At 62.5% G+C, this 24016-nt stretch carries 18 protein-coding genes; 10 read left to right on the top strand and 8 right to left on the bottom strand.

Annotated features, from left to right (window positions below; genetic code table 11):
* The first annotated feature begins 246 nt into the window (after positions 1 to 246).
* Together ACW18C_RS12180 and ACW18C_RS12185 are read left to right on the top strand one after the other, a co-directional pair.
* Positions 247 to 1359, top strand: coding sequence for a cytochrome P450 (locus ACW18C_RS12180; protein ID WP_492071122.1), 1113 nt, complete (start codon positions 247 to 249; stop codon positions 1357 to 1359).
* Between the two features lie 29 nt (positions 1360 to 1388).
* On the top strand, positions 1389 to 2312 hold the full coding sequence (locus tag ACW18C_RS12185; protein ID WP_492071124.1) for an alpha/beta fold hydrolase: 924 nt from the start codon (positions 1389 to 1391) through the stop codon (positions 2310 to 2312).
* A gap of 14 nt (positions 2313 to 2326) precedes the next feature.
* Here the strand turns inward: ACW18C_RS12185 and ACW18C_RS12190 are convergent, their stop codons facing one another.
* From ACW18C_RS12190 to ACW18C_RS12200, 3 genes are all read right to left on the bottom strand, one after another.
* The gene (locus ACW18C_RS12190; RefSeq protein ID WP_492071126.1) at positions 2327 to 3232 is read right to left on the bottom strand and encodes a cation diffusion facilitator family transporter; all 906 of its coding nucleotides are present in this window, start codon (positions 3230 to 3232) and stop codon (positions 2327 to 2329) included.
* Positions 3233 to 3446: 214 nt separating this feature from the next.
* Positions 3447 to 4394: a subclass B3 metallo-beta-lactamase gene (gene bla, locus ACW18C_RS12195; RefSeq protein ID WP_492071127.1), complete on the bottom strand. Its 948-nt coding sequence runs from the start codon at positions 4392 to 4394 to the stop codon at positions 3447 to 3449.
* A gap of 113 nt (positions 4395 to 4507) precedes the next feature.
* A complete protein-coding gene (locus tag ACW18C_RS12200; RefSeq protein WP_492071129.1) occupies positions 4508 to 5245 on the bottom strand; it encodes a carbohydrate porin in 738 nt (245 codons plus the stop codon).
* 132 nt (positions 5246 to 5377) lie between these two features.
* On the opposite strand from ACW18C_RS12200, the gene ACW18C_RS12205 reads away from it, so the two are divergent.
* Positions 5378 to 5818 carry an alpha/beta hydrolase fold domain-containing protein gene (locus tag ACW18C_RS12205; RefSeq protein WP_492074022.1) on the top strand — a complete coding sequence of 147 codons (441 nt, stop codon included), beginning with the start codon at positions 5378 to 5380 and terminating at the stop codon, positions 5816 to 5818.
* Positions 5819 to 6069: 251 nt separating this feature from the next.
* Here ACW18C_RS12205 and ACW18C_RS12210 read toward each other — a convergent pair whose 3' ends face one another.
* The 3 genes from ACW18C_RS12210 to ACW18C_RS12220 form a co-directional block, all read right to left on the bottom strand.
* Entirely contained in the window at positions 6070 to 7539 is a 1470-nt protein-coding gene (locus ACW18C_RS12210; protein WP_492071130.1) for a TonB-dependent receptor, read from the bottom strand.
* A 51-nt stretch (positions 7540 to 7590) separates the two neighbouring features.
* The gene (locus tag ACW18C_RS12215) at positions 7591 to 8232 is read right to left on the bottom strand and encodes a hypothetical protein (protein WP_492071131.1); all 642 of its coding nucleotides are present in this window, start codon (positions 8230 to 8232) and stop codon (positions 7591 to 7593) included.
* A gap of 76 nt (positions 8233 to 8308) precedes the next feature.
* Entirely contained in the window at positions 8309 to 9094 is a 786-nt protein-coding gene (locus ACW18C_RS12220) for a hypothetical protein (RefSeq protein WP_492071132.1), read from the bottom strand.
* A gap of 256 nt (positions 9095 to 9350) precedes the next feature.
* Here ACW18C_RS12220 and ACW18C_RS12225 point away from each other — a divergent pair, with 256 nt between their 5' ends.
* The 4 genes from ACW18C_RS12225 to ACW18C_RS12240 all read left to right on the top strand — a co-directional run bounded on the left by ACW18C_RS12225 (position 9351) and on the right by ACW18C_RS12240 (position 13252).
* Positions 9351 to 9794 carry a hypothetical protein gene (locus ACW18C_RS12225; RefSeq protein WP_492071133.1) on the top strand — a complete coding sequence of 148 codons (444 nt, stop codon included), beginning with the start codon at positions 9351 to 9353 and terminating at the stop codon, positions 9792 to 9794.
* A gap of 45 nt (positions 9795 to 9839) precedes the next feature.
* Positions 9840 to 10595, top strand: a complete 756-nt coding sequence (locus tag ACW18C_RS12230) for a fimbrial biogenesis chaperone (protein WP_492071134.1) — start codon at positions 9840 to 9842, stop codon at positions 10593 to 10595.
* A 672-nt stretch (positions 10596 to 11267) separates the two neighbouring features.
* Positions 11268 to 12008 (top strand): hypothetical protein, encoded by a 741-nt coding sequence (locus tag ACW18C_RS12235; protein WP_492071136.1) that lies wholly within the window; start codon positions 11268 to 11270, stop codon positions 12006 to 12008.
* 110 nt (positions 12009 to 12118) lie between these two features.
* A complete protein-coding gene (locus ACW18C_RS12240) occupies positions 12119 to 13252 on the top strand; it encodes a Fic family protein (protein ID WP_492071137.1) in 1134 nt (377 codons plus the stop codon).
* Positions 13253 to 13402: 150 nt separating this feature from the next.
* On the opposite strand, the gene ACW18C_RS12245 is transcribed toward ACW18C_RS12240, so the two are convergent.
* Both ACW18C_RS12245 and ACW18C_RS12250 read right to left on the bottom strand, forming a co-directional pair.
* Positions 13403 to 13957, bottom strand: a complete 555-nt coding sequence (locus ACW18C_RS12245; protein WP_492071139.1) for a hypothetical protein — start codon at positions 13955 to 13957, stop codon at positions 13403 to 13405.
* Between the two features lie 399 nt (positions 13958 to 14356).
* Positions 14357 to 15049 (bottom strand): hypothetical protein, encoded by a 693-nt coding sequence (locus ACW18C_RS12250; RefSeq protein WP_492071141.1) that lies wholly within the window; start codon positions 15047 to 15049, stop codon positions 14357 to 14359.
* A gap of 226 nt (positions 15050 to 15275) precedes the next feature.
* Here ACW18C_RS12250 and ACW18C_RS12255 point away from each other — a divergent pair, with 226 nt between their 5' ends.
* The 3 genes from ACW18C_RS12255 to ACW18C_RS12265 all read left to right on the top strand — a co-directional run bounded on the left by ACW18C_RS12255 (position 15276) and on the right by ACW18C_RS12265 (position 23953).
* On the top strand, positions 15276 to 16400 hold the full coding sequence (locus ACW18C_RS12255) for a hypothetical protein (protein WP_492071143.1): 1125 nt from the start codon (positions 15276 to 15278) through the stop codon (positions 16398 to 16400).
* Positions 16397 to 18592: a hypothetical protein gene (locus tag ACW18C_RS12260; RefSeq protein ID WP_492071144.1), complete on the top strand. Its 2196-nt coding sequence runs from the start codon at positions 16397 to 16399 to the stop codon at positions 18590 to 18592. Before ACW18C_RS12255 ends, ACW18C_RS12260 begins: the two co-directional genes overlap by 4 nt.
* 354 nt (positions 18593 to 18946) lie before the next feature.
* The gene (locus ACW18C_RS12265; RefSeq protein WP_492071146.1) at positions 18947 to 23953 is read left to right on the top strand and encodes a glycosyltransferase; all 5007 of its coding nucleotides are present in this window, start codon (positions 18947 to 18949) and stop codon (positions 23951 to 23953) included.
* Positions 23954 to 24016: the final 63 nt, after the last annotated feature.

The following is a 24016-nucleotide window of genomic DNA, read 5'->3' on the forward strand; positions in this document are numbered from 1 at the left end:
GGCGCGCTGAACATGTCGCATCGGCCGTGGCCCACAGCGCCTGCACGGCCGCCGCTCCGACCTACAGGACCAGCGATGACTACGACACTGACCGCCGCCCAGGACGATCATCAGACCACTGCGGACCAGCAACCCGCTCCGTTTCTTGAGCTATCCCCGTCAGGCGAGCCAATCCCTGTCGTCTCCTCACTGGACCTGGAGCGCGACCCCCACGGCCTGTTTCGCCAATGGCGTTCAAAGAGCCCCGTGATCCAACGAGAGGACGGGGCCTGCCTTGTTCTCCGCGCGGATGATGTCGAGCGGCTTCTCAACGATCCCAGGACGCAGCAGATCGACGGCGCTCTCTATGCGCGCATGCGGGGCGTCCCGCCGGGTCCGCTGTTCGACCTCCTGGCGACATCCGTATTGCTGTCAGAAGGCGAGGCGCATCGCCGACGACGGGCGCCCCTGTCGCGCACCTTCGCCTTCCGGGCCATCGAGTCCCTACGCGATATGGTGCGGACGGCCGCCGAAGGCTTGATCGACGGCTTTGAGGCCGATGGCGCGGCGGACCTGGTCCAGGCGTTCTGCGCGCCCCTGCCGCCCCTGGTGATGAGCCAACTCCTCGGCGCCCCGGCGAGCGACGCGCATGAGTTCGCCCGGGCGGTTTACAAAGTCTCACCCGCCTTCGCTCCGGCCCTGCCTGGCGAAGATATGGACCGAATGGTCGATGGGGCCCGTTGGCTCACAGACTATGTAAAGGCGCGTCTAGCGGACGCGGCTTCCGGCCAGACGCCCCCCGCCGCGCTGCTTGAAGACATGCTCGCCGCCATCGGCGCGGGCGATCTGACCGAGGCCGAAGCCGCCGTCCAGATCGTGACCTTGATCATCGGCGCCAGCGACACGACCCGGGGCGCACTGGCGGTGCAGGTCAGCCTTTTGGCCGAGCGCGGTGCAGACTGGTCCGACTATGGCGACAATCCTGAACTTGCGCGTGCGGCCGTGGCGGAGGCGCTGCGGTTCGAACCGCCGGTGGGCTCCTTCCCCCGGTTCTCGACAGAGGCGATCACGCTGGACGGCATGGTCATTCCGGCCGGCTATCTGGTGTCTCTGTCCACCCTCTCCGCCATGCGCGATCCGGCCCGCTTCCAGGATCCGGACGCCTTCCTCATCAACCGGCAAGATCATGTTCGCTGGCACATGGCGTTCGGCGCCGGCGCGCATCGGTGCATCGGCGAGGCCCTGGCCCGACTGGAACTCGAAGAGGGCCTGATGGCCCTTTGCCGGAAACTGCCCCACCTCCGGCTCGCCGGGCCGCCGGTCAAGGTGGAGGGCTATGCGGGGATCCGACGCATCGGCCAGTTGCAGGTGACGTGGTGACCCAGATCCACTTCAAACGATCGCGCGGCATGACATGGCGCGCCCTCGGTCTGGGGCTCGTCCTCTTGCCCGGCCTTCTCGGCTGTTCGCCGCACCCATCCTCGCTCGAAAGCCTTCCGCCCGAGCGCGCCCTGCCTAGGATCCCCATACAGGGCGGCGTCTGGCGAGAGGCTGCCCATCTTTGGTACGGCGTGATCGGCAGCGGTCCCCCTGTGATCCTGTTGCACGGAGGACTGTCCAGCCACCGGGCCTGGGGCCGACAGGTTCCCGCTCTCCTTGACGCCGGCTATCAGGTCATCCTCATTGACAGCCGGGGCCACGGTCGCAGCACCCTGGGTTCGACACCTCTGAGCTACGATCAGTTGGCCGAGGATGTCGGAGCGGTGATCGATCATCTGCAGTTGAACCGACCCGCAATCATAGGCTGGAGCGACGGTGCCATAACGGCGCTCGTGCTCGGCATGGACCGAGGCGATCAACTCGGCCCCATCTATGCGTTCGGCGCCAATATGGATCTGCAGGGTGTCCGCAAGGACGCCGGCGATGCGCCGATCCTGAAACAGGTGGGGACACGGCTCGCCGCCGATTATGCCGAGCTCTCGCCCGCCCCGGATTTCTCCGGGCTGACCCGGTCGGTCAGGACCATGCAGACAACGCGACTTCACTACGGCCCCGGTCAACTCGCCCTGATCCGGGCGCCCCAGGTTCTGATCGTCGCGGGCTCGGAGGATGAATTCATAACGCCGCAGCATGCCGCCTATATAGCCGACGCCATCCCAGGCGCCGGTCTTCAGTATCTGGCGGACAGCGGGCATTTCGCGCCTTGGCAGAGCCCGGAACTGTTCAACCAGTCCATGATCCGGTTTCTGAAGTCAGCCGGATACGCGCCGGACACGGCGGAGACCGAACCCGCAGAGAGGGCCACAATCGGTCGCGGTTCATCGTCAAGCTGACGACGATGTCCAAGTCAGTTCCGCGACAGATTTTGAGGAAGACTAAGGAACACCCGATCAATCAGCGCGTCACAGTCTTTGACAGCCTCGATCACCTGACGGACGGCCACATTGACCTCTCCCGCCGGCTCAAGATGCAGGCAAACCACCACCAGGATACGCTTCGGGCCCAATTGCAGTGTGAGGACCTCCGTCACCTCCGTGACCGCGGCATGTCGCTCCAAGGTCTGTCGTATGTGCCGAACCAGATCATCAGGCGCCGCCTCCCCCGTCAGCAGGCTGCGGGTTTCATGGGCGAGAAGGGTCGCGACGCTGATGAGCAACAGCCCGATGGCGATGGAAGCCGCGGCGTCAGCCCAAGTCAGGTTGAAGAGGCTCGCGCCCGCGACGCCCAGGAGGGCGATGGACAGCCCCGCCAAGGCAGCGCCGTCCTCAAGAACCACCGTGAAGACCGAGGGATCTTTGCTCCGTCGCACAGACGACAGCACGCCGCGCCCCGGCTTCCTCGTCTTGTTGAAAGCTCGGAACCCGACCAGCTGGGAGGCGCCTTCGAACAACAGGCTCACGCCAAGCACCAGACAGCTCACCCAAGGCATCGCCATCGGCGAAGGGTGCTGGAGCTTGTGCAGGCCCTCATAGATCGACACCGCACCGCCTAGCGCGAAGATCATGAGCGAGACGACGAACGACCAGAAATAGACCTCCAGGCCGTAGCCGAACGGATGGGACGCGTCCGGAGCCCTGTCACCCCGTTTTTCGCCGAGCAGAAGCAGCGCCTGGTCGCCGGTGTCAACTAAGGAGTGGATCGCCTCGGTCAGCATGGCCGAACTGCCCGTGTACGCCCAGGCGCAGAACTTGGCGCCGGCGATCCCAAGATTGGCGCCGCCGGCGGCCAGGATAACCGGATTCAGCTTGGCCACCGCGCCGCCTCCCGGCGTCTCGGCTCACATTGCGCAACGACCGGGCTTCTGACTGTGGCCCGGCGCGTCGGCCATGGGGCGCCATCGAAGCGGCAGGATCGCCGCCGCCCCGTTCGATCCGTCGTGTGGGGGCCATGCCCCTGCCGAGCCTGGCGAAACCGTCGTAGAGTCGGGGCGATCCGCGCGATCGACAAGGGCTCGCGGACGCTCATCCTCACGATGACGTATCGGATGGGGCGAGTTCATGATCGACCTCGTCTTCGAACGCGTGCTTCTTGCCGGCGATAAAGCGCCTATAGCCGTCCGGATCGATCCATGCGCTCACGCCCTCCGTTTCGGCCCGCTTCCGCTTGCCTTCGAAGCCGTAGTGTTCGTTGTGCTGCGCCAGCCAGATGTCCGGCTTGATCATCTCGAGCGTGTGATGGGTACTGCGGTAGTCGTCTGTGATGCCGGGGTACGAAGGATCTTTCGCCAAGCGGTAGCCCGGATTGAATCCCGCACCGTCTGGAAACGCCACCACATAGGCCTTGCCGTCGACCACCAGGTTCGCGATCCATGTGGTGGCGCCGCGGGTGTGGCCGGGCGTGTGGTAAGCCGTAAGGAGCACGTCGCCCAGCTTGATGGTGTCCCCGTCGCGCAGGACGCGATCCACTGTCACGCCTTCGAACGCCAGGTCGTCGCCATACTTGAAGTCATCGCGGTCGCCGCTTTCCATCGCCGCGACATCGGCGTCCATGACGGCCAGTTGCGCTCCTGTAAGCCTCTTGAAGAAGCCTATCGCGCCGGCGTGATCGATGTGAACATGGGCGTTGATGATGATCTTGATGTCTTCCGGCTTGAAGCCAAGCTTGCGGATCGAGTCCACGATCATCGGTCCCGATGACGGCATGCCCGTGTTCATCAGGATGTGGCCTTCCGACGTGGTGATCAGAAAGACCCCCAGCCCCTCGGTGCCGACAAAGTAGATCGGGCCAACGATCCTAACAGGGTCGGCCGGCTCTTCCCATTTCATCAGCTTGTTCGCCCAGAAGAGGAAGAATTTATTGTCGCTCGCGAGCTGCTGTTCGGACGGCAAGTTCGGCGGCGCCTGCTGTGCGGAGGCCGAGCCAGGTATGGCCAGAAGGATCGCTAAGGTTATGGATGCGCGAAGTGGAATCGACATTGTTCTTTCCTGCTGTTGGCGGGTCAGTTTACTCGCGCGTTTAGCGGCCTTGCGGGCCGTTTTTCTCACCGGGCGCACATCTAGCGAGCCGGCCGCCGCGCATTCCCGTATCGTCACCATGCGGCCGAGAGGCGTATCTGAAAGAGGTCAGTGCTCTTGCGGCGTTCGATGACCTCGGCCGCGAGCGGATGCCAAATATGCTGGTAGCTCGGGATCAGCCGCACCGCGGGTGTGACGGCGAAATTGTAGAACACCTCCATGCCGCTCTCGTCGTGGACAGCCGTCTGGCCGCCCGAGATTGACTTGATGCTGGTCTTCAGTTTTTCGCTGATCTCGTCGTAGTAGAAGCCGAGGCCGATACTGTCGTGCTCCCGACGGTCCCACATGCCGTGGGCGAACAAGGCGACGCTGACATCGCGGGTGATCGGATTGGTGTCTTCGGGGGCATAGCCTGCCCGCGCAAACACGCCGATGCCGTGGATCTGTTCCCCAGCCTTGCGCTTGCGCGCCACGGTCGCCGCATCGTCCTTCAGGAACAGAAATTGCGAGCCCGTGCCATAGACGAACCAGCTCTCATCCCTGAAGTTGGTCGGCAGACCCTCGTCCGAGGCGAGGCCCAGCAGGCTGCCGATCGCCTGCGCCCGTTCAGCGGCCGAACCCAGCGTCTTGAACGGCGAGTCCAGATCGATCTTCGGCTTGTTGGACCAGGTGTAGACGGCCGAGACCTGACCGGGGCGCCCGCCCATGTCGTAGGATATTGCTGAGGTCAAATAGATATTGACCTTTTCGAAGGACTCGGACGTGACGAAGCTGTCCGCCTCGGTGTCGGGATCAAGCACGCCGCCGGCCATGCTGAACCTGGGGGTGAAGGACCAGAGGCCGATCGCCCCCAGGGCGGACGGGTTGAAGAAAGTCGTCGAAATCGGGTCGGCACGTCCTGGCTATCGATCGGCGGCGAGTCCGCCGGGTCCAATCTCGCCGTCCTGACGCTGCTTCGGCTCCGCGAGGCCGGGAAAGGCGACGCCTTCAAGGCCGCGAGCCTGCTGTACGGCGTCTTCGATCTGTCGCTCACCCCCAGCGTGTTTCGGGTGACGGGCGCACCGTTCATCAACCTGGAGGTGATGCGGGAGTTCACGGGCGCGTTCGCAGGCGCGACGGATCTGAAGGATCCCGCGCTCTCGCCGCTCTATGCCGACCTGCACGACCTGGCCCCGGCGCTGTTCATTGTTGGATCGGCCGATCCCCTGCCGGACGACAGCCTGTTCATGTTCATGCGTTGGCAGGCGGCGGGCAACCGCGCGCACCTGGCGATCTATCCCGGCGGCACGCACGGCTTCAATACGCTAGACGGCGAACTGGCCGCCGCGGGCAATCGGGGGGTCGCGAAGTTCCTGAAGGCGATGCGGACTGAGGTGGCGGGCTGAGCGCGCAAGGACAGGGGCCGCCCGAGCAACACGCGTGGCTCATAGAAGGCACTGAGCCGGGGCGCGACCAGCGCGCCCCGATGGTCAAGGCACAGACCCAGTTGCTCGTTCGACGTCATGGCGCGGTACGCGCCCATCGCGCGCCGCCGAAAACGACCGTCCTTCAGACCCCACACAACGTCAGTTGCAGGCTATTGCGTCACCAACTGCGGACGAAATCTATCCGCCTGTTTCCGAACCGCAAAAAGGCGTCAGAAGCGGCGAGATAGTTGAATGCGAACAAGCCGACCAATGGGGTCCTGATCATCCCTGCCATAGCCCGGAGCCTGTCGGCCCTCACCGAGGGTTGCTTCCGGGCGCGCATCCAGAAGATTCTCAATCTCGATCACCAACTGCCCTCCTGCGACAGCACGAGGGTCGCCTCTGCCTCCTTCTGGTCGCGGGCTTGAGCGCATCATCTTGAAGACTAACCGCAGATTGATGAGCGCCAAATCATCGATGATTAGGTCGTCGGGGCCAGCCGCCTCGGCGCGCCGAAGGCGGTAGCCCGATTGCCATCGCGCCGATGCGCCTGCGTGCCAGCGCCCGCGATTAGTTTCGACATGAACGGTGGCGTCCCGGCGGGGCTGCCCACCTCCGATCCCCGCTAGGCGATCAAGGACAGGCTCCCCCGAACCGAACCGGGTGATATCACGCAGGTGATAGCTTGAGTTGAGGTTGACGGTGACTGCCTGCCGCTCCTCATCTTTTCCGTGGGGAACAGGTAACGCCACACTCAGCGTGGCGGACACGGTATCCGAGAGGCTGGACGCCATGTTCAAAGGGCGCCGGTCGATGGCGATAAGGCGTCCCGCCGCGTTGCGGATGAACCGATCAGGATAGGCGGCCTCAAGGACGGTGCTGGGCGCCGTCAGTTGGCCAATGCCGTCCTTCGTATCCGACCGCATGTAAGTGAATCCGACCATGAGAACCCGCGACGTGAAAGGTCCGGCGTTCAAGCTCGCTAAGATCTGGTCGCTACGGGGGGCTCGAAGGTTAGGGTTGCCGCCCGAAATCGGGACGACCTGAACAGCCTCTCCGGTGATAAAATCGAACACCGTCGTGGGCTGACCATAGACCAGGGGTGCGTAAAGCTGTTGCGGGGAAGGCGCGGCCGTTCCAGTCGTGATCACCGCATTGAGAAGAAGCTTCTCAGCAGGGTTCCAGGATAAGTCGGCGCTCAGGCCCTGTCCGCTGCCGGCATGGCCGGTCGCCATATTGCCCCCAAGGCTGAGGGTCGCGTCACCGTACCGGCTGCGCCGAGTACTGCGGGGCTCGCCGCCACCGAAAAGCGGCAATGTCACTCCCCCCCTGAACGCAGCGGATGAAAACGTGCCGACAGTGGTCCCGTTCTGGCCGTCGATAGCTGCGCCCTCGGCAGCGGTGCGTGAGGCGGAAAAATTCGTGGACAGATTTGCCAAGACTTCGCCCATGGGCAGCGACAACAGGCGACGGCTTCCCTGTGCATCGACGCCAACGGATTCGACACGCTGCCGGCTGTCATAAAGACCGCTTTGTTCGCTCCGCGCCAGACCAAGGGTGACCGACGTTTGGGTGGTCCAGCCCGCGAGATCGCCATTCAAACCCGCCTGCACCGTGAAGGCATCGGATCGATTCCGATAGGCCACGCGTTGGTCTGCAACATTCGTTGTGGCACGGCTTTCCATCGAACGAACATCCATGCGCAGGCTCGATGACCATTCACCAAGGGGACGGTTGAAACCCAAATTAGCTTAGAATAACTGCGTCTGCGGCAGGAGCGTGGTCAGGTCGCCGCCGGGCTTTGCGAGGGTGTATCCTGATCGTTCTCCCGCACGCAGCGCCGTGCCGATCGTCGCTTGCGCCCCGATGAAGCTCGCGGATTGATCCGCCAGCACGGAGCTTCGGAGATCGGTCTGAATGCTGGAGGTCCGTCCCGAAACGGGACGGCTGCCACCGGTCTGTAGCGTCGCGCTTCGGAAATGTTGCTCCAGAACGAGATTCATGACGCGCCGGTTCGACGCTTCACCATACATGGCCGCCGCCTGAGGGGGGAGGACTTCAAGCCGGACCATCGCGTCCGGCGGAAAGCCCGTGAATATCGATGGATCGGCGACTTTACGGCCATTGATAAGGATCACCGGGGGCTCGTGATCGCCGATCCGTTCGGATACGCGCCGCACGACCTCGGCGATGTCGTAGGCAGCCAGATTATCGATGGCCGCGCCGTCAAATTCACGCTCGGCCGAGATCCTCGCAGAACCACGTCGCGCCAACACCTCCACGTCTTCAAGCACGACCGCCGGTGCGTCTTCCTCATGCTGGGACGGTGGCGTTCGTTGGGCAGAAAGCTCGACCTGCGCGGACAGACAGAGGGCAAAGATTGGCCAAGCCATTTTCACCTACATCCGTTCGCGGCGTATTCGCTTCGTCGTTGGAAAAGCGGGACAGGCCAATGCCCAGGAACGAAAACTAGGCAGCGTCCGAAAGACGAGCCGCATCTTCATAGGCGTCCAAGGCAGAACTCAATTGCGTAGCCGATGGAGAGATACTTCCCGCATCTGCAAACTCTCGGCGTTCAAACGCGTCCTGGCGCGACGCGAGCATGTCGCCAAACCAAGCGTCCGCTTTATCCATCCAATCGCTCGGGAAAACAGGGCCCTTCCAGGCTTCGATATCTTTCGCGACGTTGTTGAACCATTCTAGGCTCACCGATTGATCCGTCTCACGCGCAAATTTCATGCGCTGGAACAGTTCATCTGCTGCGGCAGCATCCGTGGGAGACGGCGAATTCCCCTGATCATCCACCATCAGCATTGCCGGACCACTGATGAATAGATTGTAGCCGGTGACGGCACGGAACAACGCCTTGTCGTCGTCGGTGATTTTAGACAGATCCGCTGCGGTCGCCTTGTCCGCTTCAGTCCAGGTCGATTCCGGTCCGAGCATCAAGAACTTGGTCATCGAGTCCTGTGGTGTCTCAATGAACACGCCCTGTTTGGTAACAGGACTGCCAAGATCGCTAACCTTGACCGTTCCATCTTCATTCAACTGAAAAAGCTGCGCCAGTGTGGACGGATTTGTCAGTGCGGACTGACCGATAAACTGACCGTTGGAAAAGAGCGAAGGCGCCTTGACGGACTCGCTCGAAGCCTTTGGCGACCCCGCAACCTCGGACCTAGATGCGGGCGGCGGAGTTTGGCTCGCCGTACAAAACCGACGCGTGTACGCACCTTGTGTCGCCGATCCGACAGACATGGGGCTCTCCAGACAACCTGCGTATGTGCTCGCAAAATGCGCGCCCCCGCAATCGATATATATTTCTATTTGAAATCAATCACTTGCTAAGCGACAAAAGCCAGCACACTGACACGTCGCCAAATAACTCCCCTTTTGGATGCAAAAGATTCCCAGTGACTCGGCAGATCGACGACGAAAGCCGCCTTCTAAAAATCACGTTGGGGTTGTATATTGACCTTGTCGCGATCCCGCGATCATCCGTTGGAGGAATAGTATGACGAAGCTGCAGAATGCTCTGATGTCAGCGGCCATGGGGGCGTTCGCCCTTGTCGCCAGCGCCCCCGCGCAAGCACAAACCAGCGACTGGTACGGAACGGTCTCTGCACCGGTCATCCGGCAGACCAACACCACCTACACGTCCGGCAATATCTGGCCCGGCGCGACACCCAGCGGCGCAGTGGTCACCAGCACAGCCTGGTACTCGACCTACCCTTCCGCGCCGGGTGGTACTTCGTTCCAAATTCGCCATTGCCGCACTGCGACCAGCACCTGCTCGCCGTACAGCGGCTTCAACTCCGGCACCAGCACCTTCCACTCGGGCGCGGCTGCACTTCAGCAGTTCTACTTCAACGTACGCATCAACGCTTCCAGCACCTACACCTTAGGCGGCAGCTATGTGAGCACGCCCCTTCAACTCACCGTCTACTATTCGTACTGATCAGGATAAGATCGGCGCGCGACACCATCGCCTGCCGTCATTCCCATGGCGCGTCTCCACATCTTATTCTTCTTGATAGCCGCATCGCTCGCCGGTCCTGTACTGGCGGACGGCATCCCCTCGCCCACCCGCGTGATCATCCCAGCGCCGGGCCAGTCGGCACCCTTGACGATCACGAACACCGGCGCGCAACCGAGCAGATTCACACTGACCCCCCTTCAGTGGCAGCAAGGGGAAGATGGCGTCCCTCAGCTTTTGGCCACCGAAGACATCGCGCTTTCTGAGGAGACGCTCTCGATCAAGGCCGGAGCAAGCGCCACCGTGCAGGTGCGGTCTCGCGAAGGGCTGCCACAGGGCGAGCATTCGTATCGCATTTCCATTCGTCCGTCCGACAATGTTCCCGAAGCAAATCAGGGGACTAAAATCCTCCGCGTGATCGACCTTCCCGTCTTCGTGGGAACGCCCCTTCATCCGGCCGATCTTCACCTCGACGGCGTTCAGTTTCACGCCGGGATGCTTTCGGCGTTGCTTGTCAACCACGGCGACGGCTTCGTGCGTCCGCAAAGGGTCGAGGTCATCGGATTTGACGCCGCAGGAAATGAAGTGATCCGGCAAAGCTGGGAGGGGTGGTACATCCTGGGGGCTGGACGCCGCCGATATGAGCTTTCCATCACACCCGATCAGTGCGCAGCCGTGGCCCGTTTCAACTTGGACGTGACGATGTCAGATGGGGCTGAAAAGGGATCAGTCACCCCCTGGACCGCTGACGTCTGTATGACTCTGGCGGCGAGCGAGCCATAAGATGTTTGCAAGATCCGCAGCGTGGCAGAGCCCCCCCAGCCAGTTTTTCCGTTCGGCTTCGAGATTCCCGAGACGCCCGTCCCATGACGGCCCCGGAATATTCGGCTCAGCGGTCGGCCCTGGCAAAGCAGCTCGGGCTGTCGGCTATGACGGCCGCCAGAACATCACATCCGCAGACGTCTCATCTCAGGCCGTAGCGACCAGAAGCAGGGCGAGACCTATCGGAGATGACCATCAAATGGGATGTTTAGGTCCGACTGAAGTGTCCTAAGTTGTTCTGGGTACCTATGTCCGCACGCTCGAACAAGCCTGAGACGCGATGAACAGCCTTCGAGAGCTAAACTCAAGCGCAAACCCGTTGGCGGGCTAGTTGGTGGGCGAGAACCCGACAGGGTCAAAAAATCTTTTAAAAACAACGCGAGTGGCGGACAGAGAGGAAGTCATTTCTTCTCGTGAATTCAACGCCTTGTATCGTCTAACGGGGTGTAAGGCGCATATTGAAATCCTTAGGGATTTTTCCCGTTTGGCTAACCCCTCGGGACGCCTCTCGGACACGAAAAACCCCGCCAGCGTTGCAGCGCTCGACGGGTTTCGGATGGGCTTGGCACAACACTCAAGGCCGCAAGGATTCTACCCCCTGCCCTGCCCGGCCGCAACGTCGGAGGTTCGCCAATGAGCCGCCGCCTCGATCCTGAAAACTTCGCCGCAGAGAAGCTAGCTTGGCATCAGCGGATCGCCCGTGATCCCAAAATCAGCCTTCAGGCCAAGGCGGCCGCTGGCCTCATTCTCCACGACCTGAACCCCCGCGAGGGCGGCGCATGGCGCGGCCAGGAGAGTATGGCGACTAGCCTGGGCGTCAGCCCCCGCCAACTGCGACGCCTACTCGGCGAGCTGCAGAACGCCGACTATCTCGAGGTCGAGGTCCGTCGGGGGCGCGGCCGCACCAACATCTGCCGCGCAACCGTTCCCGACGAAGCGGTCGAGGCGTCGCAAAACCGGTCATCCGCGACCGATCAAAACCGAGGAAAGCGGTCACAGGCGACCGTTCAAGCGCCGAAAAACAGGACATCAGCGACACGAAAACCGGTCACCGGTGACCGACAATACCTTTATGAACCCATTAAAAGATTTCGCGCCGCCGAAAGCCGACGACCAGATGGCGGCGTAGGGACGCCGGCGCGGCTCATCCCGTTCGCCCAGGCCGACATCCGCCAGGCGGTCGTCAAAATCGCGGGGGAAGACGCGGCGGTAAGCTACCTGGATCACGCCAGATGGGAGCCCGACGAACGGCGCATCCTCTGCACCAGCCCCACGGCGTTCGCCCGACTGAAGGATCGCGTCGGCGGGCCGCTGGCGGCGAGAGGCGTGTCCATCGCCTTGCAGCCCTTTAGTCCCCAACAACTCGCGGCCTGATCGAGAGGCATGCGGCCAATACACCCGACATTCACCGCACAATTTGCGTCGATTACGCCTTGCCCTTGCGGCGAATAGCTTCCACATTCACCGCAGAAAGCGCGGCAAATATGACCTACATCCACGAACTGGCCGATTGGCCCAACCTGACCTGGGACGACAGCGCCCTCGCCCAACCGCTCGCTGCCGTCCGCCATCGCCAAGGCCGGCTGATCGGACGGATGGAGGCCCTGGGCTTTCCGCTGCGCGAGGAAGCCGTCCTCCGCACCCTGACCGAGGACGTGCTGAAGTCCAGCGAGATCGAGGGCGAAGTCCTGGACCGGGAACAGGTCCGCTCCTCCATCGCCCGCCGCCTGGGCATGGATGTAGTCGGCCTGGTCCCAGCAGATCGCAACGTCGAGGGCGTCGTCGAAATGATGCTCGACGCCACCCAGAACTACGCTCAGCCGCTTACCGCCGACCGCCTGTTCGGCTGGCACGCCGCCCTTTTCCCGACGGGCCGCAGCGGCATGACCAAGATCACCGTCGGGGCCTGGCGCACGTCGGACGGCGACCCGATGCAGGTCGTCTCAGGACCGGTCGGCCGCGAACGCGTCCACTACGAGGCGCCAGCCGCCGAGCGACTGGACGCCGAGATAACCGCCTTCCTAAATTGGTTCGAAGCGGCCGCGCCCGACCCGGTGCTGAAGGCCGGCGTCGCCCACCTGTGGTTCGTCACCAACCACCCCTTCGACGACGGCAACGGCCGCATCGCCCGCGCCATCGCCGACCTCGCCCTCGCCCGCGCCGAGGGCACGCCCCAGCGCTTCTACAGCGTGTCCGCCCAAATTCGCGCCGAGCGTAAGGCCTACTACGACACCTTGGAGGCGACCCAGAAAGGCGACCTGGACATCACCGCCTGGCTGCTGTGGTTCATCGCTTGCCTCGACCGCGCCTTCGATGGCGCCGAGATCGTTCTAGCCAGCGTCATGCGCAAGGCGCACTTCTGGGAAACCCTGGCCGATCAGCCGTTGAACGAACGCCAAAGGAAGGTGCTGAACCGCCTGCTCGACGGGTTTGACGGAAAGCTCACCAACGCCAAATGGGCTGCGCTGGCAAAGACGTCGCCGGACACAGCGCTGCGGGATATCAACGATTTGGTGCAGCGTGGGGTCCTGCAGAAAGACGTGGGTGGTGGGCGGAGCACCAGCTACTCGCTGGGAATCAAACACGTTAAACGAGCAAACTTAATGCGAAGAAGCTGAATGAAACGACGCCACGGTTCACGCCGCTCCTAGACCCGATGCGACTTCACAAATGCGCCAGGAGCAGACACTGGCGTGCTGCCCATTAACGGACATTCGATGGCGAAGCGCTAAAGGTCTTCTATGGACCGAGAGCTGAGATTAGCCGACCTAATACAGGTTCCGACTGATCTCTTCCTGCATTTCGGCGACGAGCCGCTTCGTCAGGTCATGATGGGCCTTGAGCTTAGGCCAAGCTTGTTCAACTACATGCCATTGATCAGGTGCGATTGACCGCTGACGTTCGGCGTCGAGCTCGAGCGCCCACGCGCTACGCACAAGGTCGCTGTAGGTCCGAAAGCTCTCCAAAAGTCCCATTGCCGTTGTGTACGCGGCAACGATCGACATGCGGAGCTCGTCCGCCTTGATGTGGCCCAGCTGCCCGGCACCCGATCTATAGACCGCGAAATACTCCGTGGTCGATTCCCAGACCTGGTCCCAGTACTCGTCGGCCGGCACAGCTTCGATCACGCTCCCGACGTTGACCATATAAGTCGCCCAAACGGTATCCATCTCTGTCCCGAGGGCCTTGAGGAAGGCGCGCAGCGCTTCCGCGTCCTGGACCTTTCGGCGCTTCTCTTCGCCACGCTGCTGCATCATCACACCGGCTAGCGTGAAGGCTCCACCAACAACGGCGCCGCCGAAGCCGATCGCCGCGCTGAGCAAGTCGCCACCTCCGTTTCCTAGTGACATATCGACCCCCATGAGTGTTCCCGATCAACTCCGCGCTAGAATGCAAGCTACACGCCCCCGCTTGAGCTGCGCGTCCTATTCCTGACTGAACCTGCCGTTGGCGCAACCTACGCGGCTCGGCACACTCAGCGCTTGTCGCGCCGACGGTCGGGCCGCGGGTCGGCACTGCGCCACAAAAGCGGACGCTATATTCATTCCGGAAGCGGACCTACGCAGGCTAGTTCTGGCTCTGGCAACTTGCTAGCGTGGTTGCAGTTGACACCAATATACCACGACCGTGTCAAGGTCTCAGTTTCGGAAGCGCCAACCCACGGGGGCTTTGGCAAGCCACCATTTAATGTGTGCTTAGTAGTTACTACGTGGTCGAAGCGATCAGTCCAGCGAATCGTATTCCTTGCCAGCGGCTTCAGCCACCCGGCGCTTCTCTTCTTGGCGCTCAGTATGAATCCGCGCCCGCTCTTCGAGAGCAGCGACCGCGTTCTCTAGCGTCTCGGCATGATTCCCGCCGATATCCGGATACCGAAACGGTTCTACGCCGATATCGTCGCGGATATCCTTGGCGATCGTCCAAGCCTCCCAGCCGATCCTCGCGGCACCCTCGGAGAAGATTTCTCGCGCGTCACTCTCATCAGTCGCAACGTATTCAAAGTGGCCCTGCACACCCTGACGTCGGATTTCGACCCGAAGCTCGATGTCCCTCGCCTTCATCATCTCGCGCGCGCCGAGGAGTTGCCATTCGATATCGGCAGGCCACTCGGGGAATGTCGGCGGCGACATGGCCCCTTCGGCGTCGTACTCGCCGTTCGCCCAGATCGTCTCTGCACAGCTCCTGGCGAACCCTTCCAGATGCCGGACGACAAGGGCTTTAGAATAGTTCTCCCGCGCCTGAAGCTTAGCGTTATCTCGGTCTCTCGCGGCTTGTTCGTCTTTCAGACGGTCTGAGCGCGTTGTTTTGGCGAGAAGAAACGCCGTCACCGTCTGGATGATCCCCCCGACGACAACCCCAGCCAAGGCGGAGATGGCAGGCACATACTGCAGAAAGGGATTTACCGGAGTTGTGGCCATGCCGCGGTTCTGCGTTTCAGCCTGACAGATCGCAAGTGGAAAGTATCGACTGCTTGGCCATCCGTCGCGGTTGCGCCAAGAGCGCTCATCGTTATCACGCCTGGAAGCCGACCTTCGTTGGAGGCCGCCGCCAAGTGTGGGTGTGGGGGCCGGCAGCCTGCACCTCCCCCTTGATCAATCGCTGTGATCCTGCTCAGTCGCAGGCGCTAAACTTGGGGAGCCGGCCGTGCGGATTGCGAAGCGTTCCACTATAGCGGCGACGGAGGCCACCCTGGCCGAAGTCGAGGCGTTCGACGCCCCCCTAGTCCTGCCCAGTAACCTTTTGCACACCGGCATCGGTGCGGAAGCCGCGCTCGTCCAGGCCATTCTGACCTGGGCTCGCCGATCCAGTGCCAAGGTCGAGACCTGGGCGGACTCCGAGGAGCAGGCGACGGAGCTGGTCCGCAAGCTGCCAGGCTTGGTCGCGGGGCTATGCGGTCATGCCATCGAGGACTCCAAAGGGCACGACAGGACAGCGGCTGTGAGGGCCGTGGCCATCGAACGCCTCGACTTGCTCCAAGGCATTAGGCCTCAGGACGCCTATCGCGGCCAGACCGTGGAGGTGGTCTGCGCCGACCACCTTGGCCTCGGTACGCCCTATCTGCTCTACACCCCAGACCCTCGCGGCGGACACCGGCTGCGCACGCGCGAGAATTTCCGGAGCCTCGCCGCATGGCTACTCACACGGATTCTCCGGCGGACCTACCGCGCCCACTTCGACGCCCAAGCCGACGAGGCCTTGGGTGCCATGCTCTATGAGGTGTTCAAGAACACCGAAGAGCACGCCCTCCATGATCATGCCGGCGATCTCTTGCCCCTCTCGGTCCGCGTCCTGAGCGCAAAGCACCATTCGAGCTCGCCGAATGACTTCGACCGGATCACCCAGGGCTTTGGGCCTCTACAGTCCTACTGCCGCTCGTTGGAGCCTCCCTCCGGAGGCACCCACGCACACCTGTTCGAGCTCTCGGTCATAGACGCTGGCCCCGGCTTCGCCAGCAGCTGGACACGCACATCCACCGAAACGCTGACCCTCAAGGAGGAGGAGAAGGCCGTGCGGGACTGCTTCGGCGTCGGGAGCACCAAGGGAGCGGAGCGTTTCGGACAAGGCCTCCCCCACGTACTACGCCTGCTCGAGAGGCAGAAGGGGTTCCTCCGACTACGCACCGGGCGCCTCTCGTTCTTCGTCGACTTCGCCTCCGAGAACCCGATGGACGGACGCGCCCTTCAACGCCACGATCCGCCAGATGGCCAAGGTTGGTCCTTGGTCGCCGGCAGCCTGCTTACCCTCCTCGTCCCGATGAGGCGGCCATGAGAACCTTGCACTCTCTGAGGCTGGAGGTCCGCCGAAAGGTGCGTTCCCAAGACGTGCTGTTCATTTTCAACGCCCTCGAGACGCTGCGGGTGGAAGAATTTGGCACCCTGCTGGAGGACGAAGTCGAGGCCAACCTTGTGCCCGACCAGGTGATCCTGGTGGTCCGCGAGCCTATGTTCGAGCAGACGTTCGAGCTGCTCTCCCAAGACCCACAGGTGACGACGGCCCTCGCCCGCCTAGGCGGACGAAGCGTCGTGACCCTAATCGGCTACAACCTAAAGGGGGAAGAAGCCTCGCGACGCACGCTCGACGGCAGCACCCCAGCGCTTAAGGTCGAGCTGAAGGATATTCGCAGGCGCGCCTTAGCGGCGATTTTCAGCCACCGCCACGGCTTCGTGGAGTCTACGTCGACCTATCATTTCGAGAACCCGTCCGGCCGCCACTCCGACCGCTTCATCAGGGTGTCCAACATCCTTACCCAAGGGGCGGAGATCACCTTCATCGCCTTCTGCGCACTGCCCATGATCCCCGACGATGTGCGCCAAGCCTATATCGACACCCCTGCTCTATTCACCGTGGTGGCCGCCATCAACGAGCAATGGCGTTCGTTCGACCGTGAGGGGTTGCTGGTCGACAACTTCTCCTCCTACGCGGGGGCCAAGGGGGCGGAGTTCGACACCGAGAGGTCGTTCGTACTCATCTCGGCCTCCTCCAGCGGGTCCTTGGCGAATGAGTTGACGGGCCTGCGCGGGTTCGCGGCTCGACAGGTCGTGCACCTGCTCTTCCTGGGCGACAACGCCGCACAACATACGGTCGTCGGCGACCTCCAGCTCGACGCGCTGCTAAATCCAGACGGTGTTACAAGGACGACCGTGTCGACAGCGAACGATTGCGTGCCCTGCCGAAACGGCTCGCACGCCATCAAGCTCCAAGGCGACCAGTTCGAGTTCGCGGGTCCCCAGCACGACTCCCTGCTGATCAAGAGTGACGACAGACCGCCAGGTCTCGACGGTCTGATGGCTCGCCTTGCAGGAACTGGTGTCTTCGCTGTGGGTCTCGGCGCTAGCGGCAAGCCGCCCCGCCAATTCGAGGTGTCCGCCACGCAGCTGATGGCCGCGCCCCCCTTCCTGGAGCGTCTGGACTACGCGGCGCGGCGATCCATCCCGGCGAGAACAGGCCACATCATCGCGGCCGACCCGCAATCCGAAACGCTTGCCCACCACATCAGGGCGACCGCAGCGCCGCAGGCGAAGGTGGTGGGCCGTGAGGCGATCGATGCCGAAGTCGATAAGGCGTCTGACACCGCCATCGTCATCGTCGCCACGGTCATAGAGAGCGGTCGGACCCTGCTGGACTTGAGCCGGGACCTGAGGAGCATTGCCCCCGACGCGCCGCTCACCTACCTGGTTGGCCTCTCCAAGGGCACTGGCGATCCCGGCCGGTCGTCGCTCGCTGCCAGCCTGAGGAAAACGCACAATCCCTACCCCTATGAATTCCTCGCCATCGAGGAGATCGTCCTCCCGGCCTCGAGCAGCCACAACGCTTGGGCCGCTGAGGCGCAGCTTCTACAGCGAGCTTCTGCGTCCGTGGTCCCTCCCCCCGTGGCGGCTCTGGTCAAGGCGCGTCTCGACCGGCTGAGACGGGCTTCGGAGCCCCTCGCGGACGACCTCTTCCTCGGCAACGGCTCGGATCGGTCCCTGAAACTGCAACCAGGGTTTGTGTTCTGGCCACGGGGATTGCCCGAAGGGGATCACACTCAAGCCGAGGTCTATTTCACCATCGCGTCGGTCCTGCAACAGCTGCGCGCCAACGCGGGTAGGGGCGGCAAGCCCGGCAAATCGGCGATCCGCACCAACTGGTTCCAGCAGACCCTGCTCGCCCCGGGAAACTTCGGTCGCTTTAATGACGATGTCATCCAGGCGAGCATCCTACGGGCGGCGCTGCCGGCGGAGCTTAACTACCGGGATCGCCCTGAGGATAGCCGCGAAATGGGTCGATTGATCGCCCGTATTCTCAAGGCGGCGGGTGTCGATCGGGGCGGTGCCGCCGCTGAGTTCCTATTGGCCTTAGGGACACGCCGGCTTCAGCTACGGCGCGACGACCTCGACATCGTCCTCAAGGTCGAGGTCGGGGGGATCGATCTGGTCCGATGGCTTCAAGGAGTCTGTGCCGAGACCCTTTCCGACGTCTGACGAACAGGTGCCTGGGAAGCCGTGTGTGAAGATCAGGCAGCGGCCTCCAAGGGTGTCAAGCGAGGCACCATGCCCGAGCAGAACGCGTTTCGAATGCCGTACGGAGCGCGGATCAACTAACTGCTGGCGATCGACTAGCCCGCAGCCGCACCCATCCACCTACAAGCTGGAAGCCGACGCTCCGAACGTCGCCTATGAGTCCAAAACGGATTATCGGCATCGGCAGCAGGCTGTCCCAACTCTTCCTCGGAGCTTGCAAAAGTCGCTTCCTAGCTGTCCAAGCAGACAACCTTGAGTACTGCGTAACTTCGACTCGGCTTCCGACGATGCTGAGCTATCATGCCCGGACCCCATATGCCGACGCCCCATCTTTCCGAACGTCTCTGGTATCCGCTCGACGCCTCCGTGCCGCTCGAAAACGGATACCTGACCCCTAGAAGCGGCGATCTGGGCGCAACCCTGTGGGCCTTGGCCTCCGTCCCGTGCCTCGTGCTTCTTGGTGCGCCAGGCATGGGCAAAAGCCATGAAGCCCGAGCCGCCTATGAGGCTGGGAAGAGCCGCGGAGAGGCTATCGACCTCCTGGACGCTCCAAGATCCAGAAATCCCGGCGAGGCATTGCTCAACATTCTAAACGGCGACATAGCCGCCCCGTGGCGAAATAGGCAGGGCGGGTGGGAACTGCTCGTCGACAGCCTTGACGAGCTGGAAGGCGGAGCCGCCGCCTTCATCCAAAGTCTCATAGGTTTCCTCGAGCAGCTGGTCGCTCGTGGGGGCGACCTCGCGACGTTTCGGCTTCGGCTCTTCTGTCGCACGGTCGACTGGGCCGCAACGCTCGATGACGCCCTCGCTTCGGTTTGGCCGGACGCCGACCGAGAGAAACGTCAGTTGGCTCCGTTCCGCGAGGCCGACGTAAGAGCAGCAGCGGAGTCAGATCTGAGCAGGCCCGATGAGGTTCGGGCCTTCATGGACGCGGTGTCCCGCGCGCACCTCCAAGCGCTCGCCGCGCGCCCCGTGTCCTACCGCATGCTCGTGAACCTGTTCGCGAGTCATAAGCGGTTGCCAGCGAGACAGGCCGACATCTTCCAACAAGGCCTGCGGGCGCTCCTGATCGATGCGACCAGACCACGATCCGGCGAAACATCCTACGAGGGCGAAACCGCGGGCGGTGGCTCTGTCCGCATGCCCCTGTCGCCTGAGCGCCTGATCGTCCTCGCCGGTCGGATCGCCTTGGCCATGGCCATTTCGGGAGCTGGGAGCGTCACGATTGGCGAGCCCCGTTCTGGAGTGTTGAGTCTGCAGAGCTTGGCGGTGGGGGTAGAGCCGAGCCCGCCTTACACTTTCCGGGTCCGCACGACCGACCTACTCGATGTCATCCAGTCACCTCTGTTCATCGCCGTCAGCGCCGACACATTCATCTGGTCCCATCAGACCTTCTTGGAATTCCTGGCCGCGCGTTATCTCGTCGATCACGAGATCGAGGCCGGTCGAACTTTAGACCTGCTGAGCGTCAAGGATCCAGACAACCGGGCGGAAGGGGTCGTCCCGCAGTTTCGGGAAATCGCGGCTTGGACCGCGACCTTGTCGCCAGCGATCTTCGACGCCCTGATCGATCGCGAACCCGACATCCTCCTTCAGAGCGATGTCGCCTCGGTCGAAGATCGCAGCCGAGCGCGTCTAGTCGACGCGCTCCTATCCCGACTGGACAGCGGAGAACTGGCTCCCGGCTTCTGGCAGTTGCGGCCGTCCTTCAGCCGTCTCAGCCATCCCGGCCTCGCGGACCAATTGCGTGGCGTCATCTTCGATCCCGATAGAGACTTCCTGACGCGACGAGGCGCGCTGGATATCGCAGAAGAGACCGGAGTCCGAACCTTCGTCCCAGAGCTCGCTCAGCTTGTGCGAGACCCGGAGGCGCATATTTCGCTACGTCGCGCCGCTGCTGGCGCGATCGAGGAGCTCGGAAACGACGCCGAGAAAGCCGTGTTGGTCGATTTCTTGACCGACAAGGACGTAGCCCAGCTCGATGATGAAATCCGAGGAACCGCTCTAACCGCGACCTGGCCCGAGCGTCTTTCGGTGCCGCAGCTCCTGGCGTCTCTGACCCGTCCGCAGCAGCCGAACTTCATCGGCGTCTATTCGATGTTCCTGTACAGGTTCCAGCCTGGAACGCTGTCGAACGATGATGCTCGAGCTGTGTTCGCCTGGCTCGAAGCCACTGTGCAAAGAGCGGCCGATGGGGACGACCCCGAGTGGTCGGATCGAGGCGTCCGATCCAGACTGCTTTGGGCGGCCGTGGCGAGGATCGATGATGCCGCCGTCAGGCGCGCTTTTGCTCACCTGATCCTTCACGCATTCGACCATCAAGCGACCTTCCTGTTCGAGAAGGAGGATCCGAAGCCGGAACAGCTAGGGACTTCAGAAAGCCGGCTGGCTGTAGTGCTCGAGGTGCTGCGCCAAGCAAAGGATCCGGTCATCGCCGGACGCTATCTCGCACATTTCGCCGGACCGCTATTCGATCCCTCGGATCTTGACTTCTACCTGGCCGAGATCACGCGGCTCCAACCCGATGCGATCAAGGCCGCATTCTCGGAACTGCTTATCTCTTTAACGCGCGATCGCGATCTCGACGAACTGGGCGCGGTCTGGGCGCTCGCTGAGCGCGACAACGAGCTCCGGGCCGCTTGGCGGAGCCACTATTGGATCGCCATCGACTCGCCCGTTGTCGAATGGCTTCGCAACGCCGAAACCCGCAAGGCCACGACGTCGTCCAGGCAGGGCGAAAGAGCCGAAGCACGCCAACGGGCCGATGAGGTGCTGCAGACGCTTTTGGCGGAGTCGGAGACCGACCCATCCGTTTGGTGGCGGATCAATCTACAGCTCTTCGTTTCGGACCAGGGAGACTTTAAACCGGAGCTCGAGTTCGAGTCAGATCTCACAACCACTCCCGGGTGGCTCCGCCTAGGCGAACCGGACCAAGCGCGGGTTATCGACGGCGCTGATCGATACCTTCGCCGCTATCGGCTCGAAACCCTGCGTTGGCTTGGCACCGACACCCAGCACCGCCCGGCGTCGGCTGGCTATCGAGCCGCACGCCTATTGTTCGAGCGCAGGCAAGAGGCTTTCCATGCTCTCGACGCAGATGCTTGGGCTGCCTGGGGCGGGAGCGTCGTCTCGTTTTTCGACAACGACGCTAAGGGCGCGGCGAATGTGCAGCCGAAGATCCTGAAGCGAGCCTATGAGCTAGCGGCGCCAGCAGTCCACACGGCGCTGACGAGGATGGCTTGGGGGCCCAAGTCCAGGGGTCTGTCGAGCCGAACATTCGAGCTTCTAAGCACCGTCTACGATGATGCGCTCGGCGACCTGCTGTCTCGACTCCGAGGCCATCGACTGCGCGGCGAGAACACAGAAGCGCTCATCATCGGCTTCTTGGTCCGTCAGAACTATGCGCCGATAATCAACGAGACCATCGCCGTTCTGGCGAGCAAGGCTGGCCGTCGATCCGACAGCGCTGAAGACGGCGATCTGACCGACGCTCTCGTCGGCGCAGCGGCGGAACTCTTGGCAAACGGCCAGGAGGAGCCGTGGAGGCTCGTGACGGACCTTGGTCGTACCGAGCCTAGGGCGGCTCAAAAAATCTGGGAAACTGCGGTCTCGAACCATAGCTTCGGTCGATATCCGAACGTCTCTCAGATTGGCGACGCGCTGATCGCAACTGCTTATCTCGATCTGGAAGCGCTATTCCCACTCAGCGCCGAGGAAGACGAAACCGGCGCCAGGTTCTTGACCACGGTCGACTTCGTCGAGCGGCTTCGCGCCGGCCTGATCAATACCCTCGTCACGCGAGGCACGCCGGGTTCCATCGCCGCCCTCGAACGTTTGGCGACAACCGCCGTGCGTGGCGAAGATATTCGCTTTCGACTGCCAGAGGCGCGTCGCAAGTACCGCGCGAACACCGGCAACCGCGACCCGATCGCGGTGCTCGAAGAGATCGCGGTGCTCGGTCGGGACTATCCCGAGCAGTCCGAGATCGAAGCGCTCGCCGATCGGCAGGCTGAGGTCGAACCGGTCCAACAAGTCCCATCGTATGACACAGGACCAACGGCCCCCAACACCCTGCCCAGCCCTTCTGGCAGCGGCTCGGCGTCACGCCCCCTGAAAATCGTCGCCGTAGCAACCGAGTGGCGGTCGGGTCACGGCGGTGTCTCCACCCTGAACCGTGAGCTCTGTATCGCCCTCGCCACGCTCGGTCACACCGTCTATTGCGCCGTGACCTCGGCATCGGCCGACGAGCAGTTGAACGCCGCCGACGCCGGCGTCCAGCTCGTGACGTGTTCGCCGATCGTGGGGCTTAGCGGAGCCGAACCGCTTCTCGCACTCGAGCCGGAAGACTTCGGCAGCGCCCCGACCGACGTGATAATCGGCCACGACCAGATCACCGGGCCTCACGGGCTTTTCCTCGCCAACAAGTTCGAGAGACCCTACGTCCACGTCTTGCACACAATTCCGGAGGAGATCGAACCGCAAAAGGGGCGCACTCGAGCAGCGCGCGGCGGGTTCTTTAGGGGTCACAACAAACGTGAAGCTCAAAACGAGCTGTGTAAGCAAGCAAGCTTGGTCATCGGAATCGGGCCGCGGATTTTTCGGCAGATCCCGATAGGAAGATCCGCGCCGTCACACGAGTTGATCCCTGGGCTCAATACAGAGCTTCTAAGCTTGTCGTTCACTCGAGCCGGAGAAGCGAGCTGCCTGTTGACAGGTCGCATGGAGGATGCGGACCTCAAGGGCCTGAGAACCGCGGCGCAGGCTATCAAAAACCTCCGAAGCAGCCGTACGTCGGCGCTGGAGGTTAGTGCGCCTTCCCTCGTCGTACGGGGATTGGACACAATCTATGGCGAGGACGAGCTGCGTGAAGCGGGGTTGGACCAAGAGCAGCGCGGCGGATGGCTGCGGCCGCGACCATACAGCGAAGACGCAGCCGACATCTACGCGGACATTCAGACGTCCACGCTCGTCCTGATGCCCTCACTTTCGGAAGGGTTCGGGCTCACTGGCTACGAGGCGATTGCCGCAGGTGTCCCAATTCTCATGAGTGAGGATAGTGGCCTTGCTGATCTCATGAAATACGCTGAGACGAACCTTCTGATCGACGCTGGGTTCGCAGCGGCATGCATAGTTGCGTCCGGCGTCAACGAGCAGGTAACCCAAGATAGGTGGTCGGATCAGATCCGGGCTTTGCACGCGGATTTGGACACGGCCTTCAATCGAGCGGCATCAGTACGGACACGTATGGAGAGCCGCTTCACCTGGAGCAATGCCGCGAGAGAGCTTGTCGCCAAACTCGAGACTCTGGCCTCCGCTCATTAATTAGATTCAGCGGAGCTCGCCTCGTCGCGATAAGGTCCGCGACCTCGACAGCGACAATGCGCT

Source organism: Brevundimonas sp. FV1ye7S, from assembly GCF_058680995.1.

Bases quoted from the DNA above. Each gene is read 5' to 3' on its own strand.
- ACW18C_RS12185 (WP_492071124.1), top strand. From the start codon at position 1,389: ATGACATGGCGCGCCCTCGGTCTGGGGCTCGTCCTCTTGCCCGGCCTT.
- bla (WP_492071127.1), bottom strand. From the start codon at position 4,394: ATGTCGATTCCACTTCGCGCATCCATAACCTTAGCGATCCTTCTGGCC.
- ACW18C_RS12200 (WP_492071129.1), bottom strand. From the start codon at position 5,245: ATGGCCGGCGGCGTGCTTGATCCCGACACCGAGGCGGACAGCTTCGTC.
- ACW18C_RS12210 (WP_492071130.1), bottom strand. From the start codon at position 7,539: ATGGATGTTCGTTCGATGGAAAGCCGTGCCACAACGAATGTTGCAGAC.
- ACW18C_RS12215 (WP_492071131.1), bottom strand. From the start codon at position 8,232: ATGGCTTGGCCAATCTTTGCCCTCTGTCTGTCCGCGCAGGTCGAGCTT.
- ACW18C_RS12220 (WP_492071132.1), bottom strand. From the start codon at position 9,094: ATGTCTGTCGGATCGGCGACACAAGGTGCGTACACGCGTCGGTTTTGT.
- ACW18C_RS12225 (WP_492071133.1), top strand. From the start codon at position 9,351: ATGACGAAGCTGCAGAATGCTCTGATGTCAGCGGCCATGGGGGCGTTC.
- ACW18C_RS12230 (WP_492071134.1), top strand. From the start codon at position 9,840: ATGGCGCGTCTCCACATCTTATTCTTCTTGATAGCCGCATCGCTCGCC.
- ACW18C_RS12235 (WP_492071136.1), top strand. From the start codon at position 11,268: ATGAGCCGCCGCCTCGATCCTGAAAACTTCGCCGCAGAGAAGCTAGCT.
- ACW18C_RS12240 (WP_492071137.1), top strand. From the start codon at position 12,119: ATGACCTACATCCACGAACTGGCCGATTGGCCCAACCTGACCTGGGAC.
- ACW18C_RS12250 (WP_492071141.1), bottom strand. From the start codon at position 15,049: ATGGCCACAACTCCGGTAAATCCCTTTCTGCAGTATGTGCCTGCCATC.
- ACW18C_RS12260 (WP_492071144.1), top strand. From the start codon at position 16,397: ATGAGAACCTTGCACTCTCTGAGGCTGGAGGTCCGCCGAAAGGTGCGT.
- ACW18C_RS12265 (WP_492071146.1), top strand. From the start codon at position 18,947: ATGCCGACGCCCCATCTTTCCGAACGTCTCTGGTATCCGCTCGACGCC.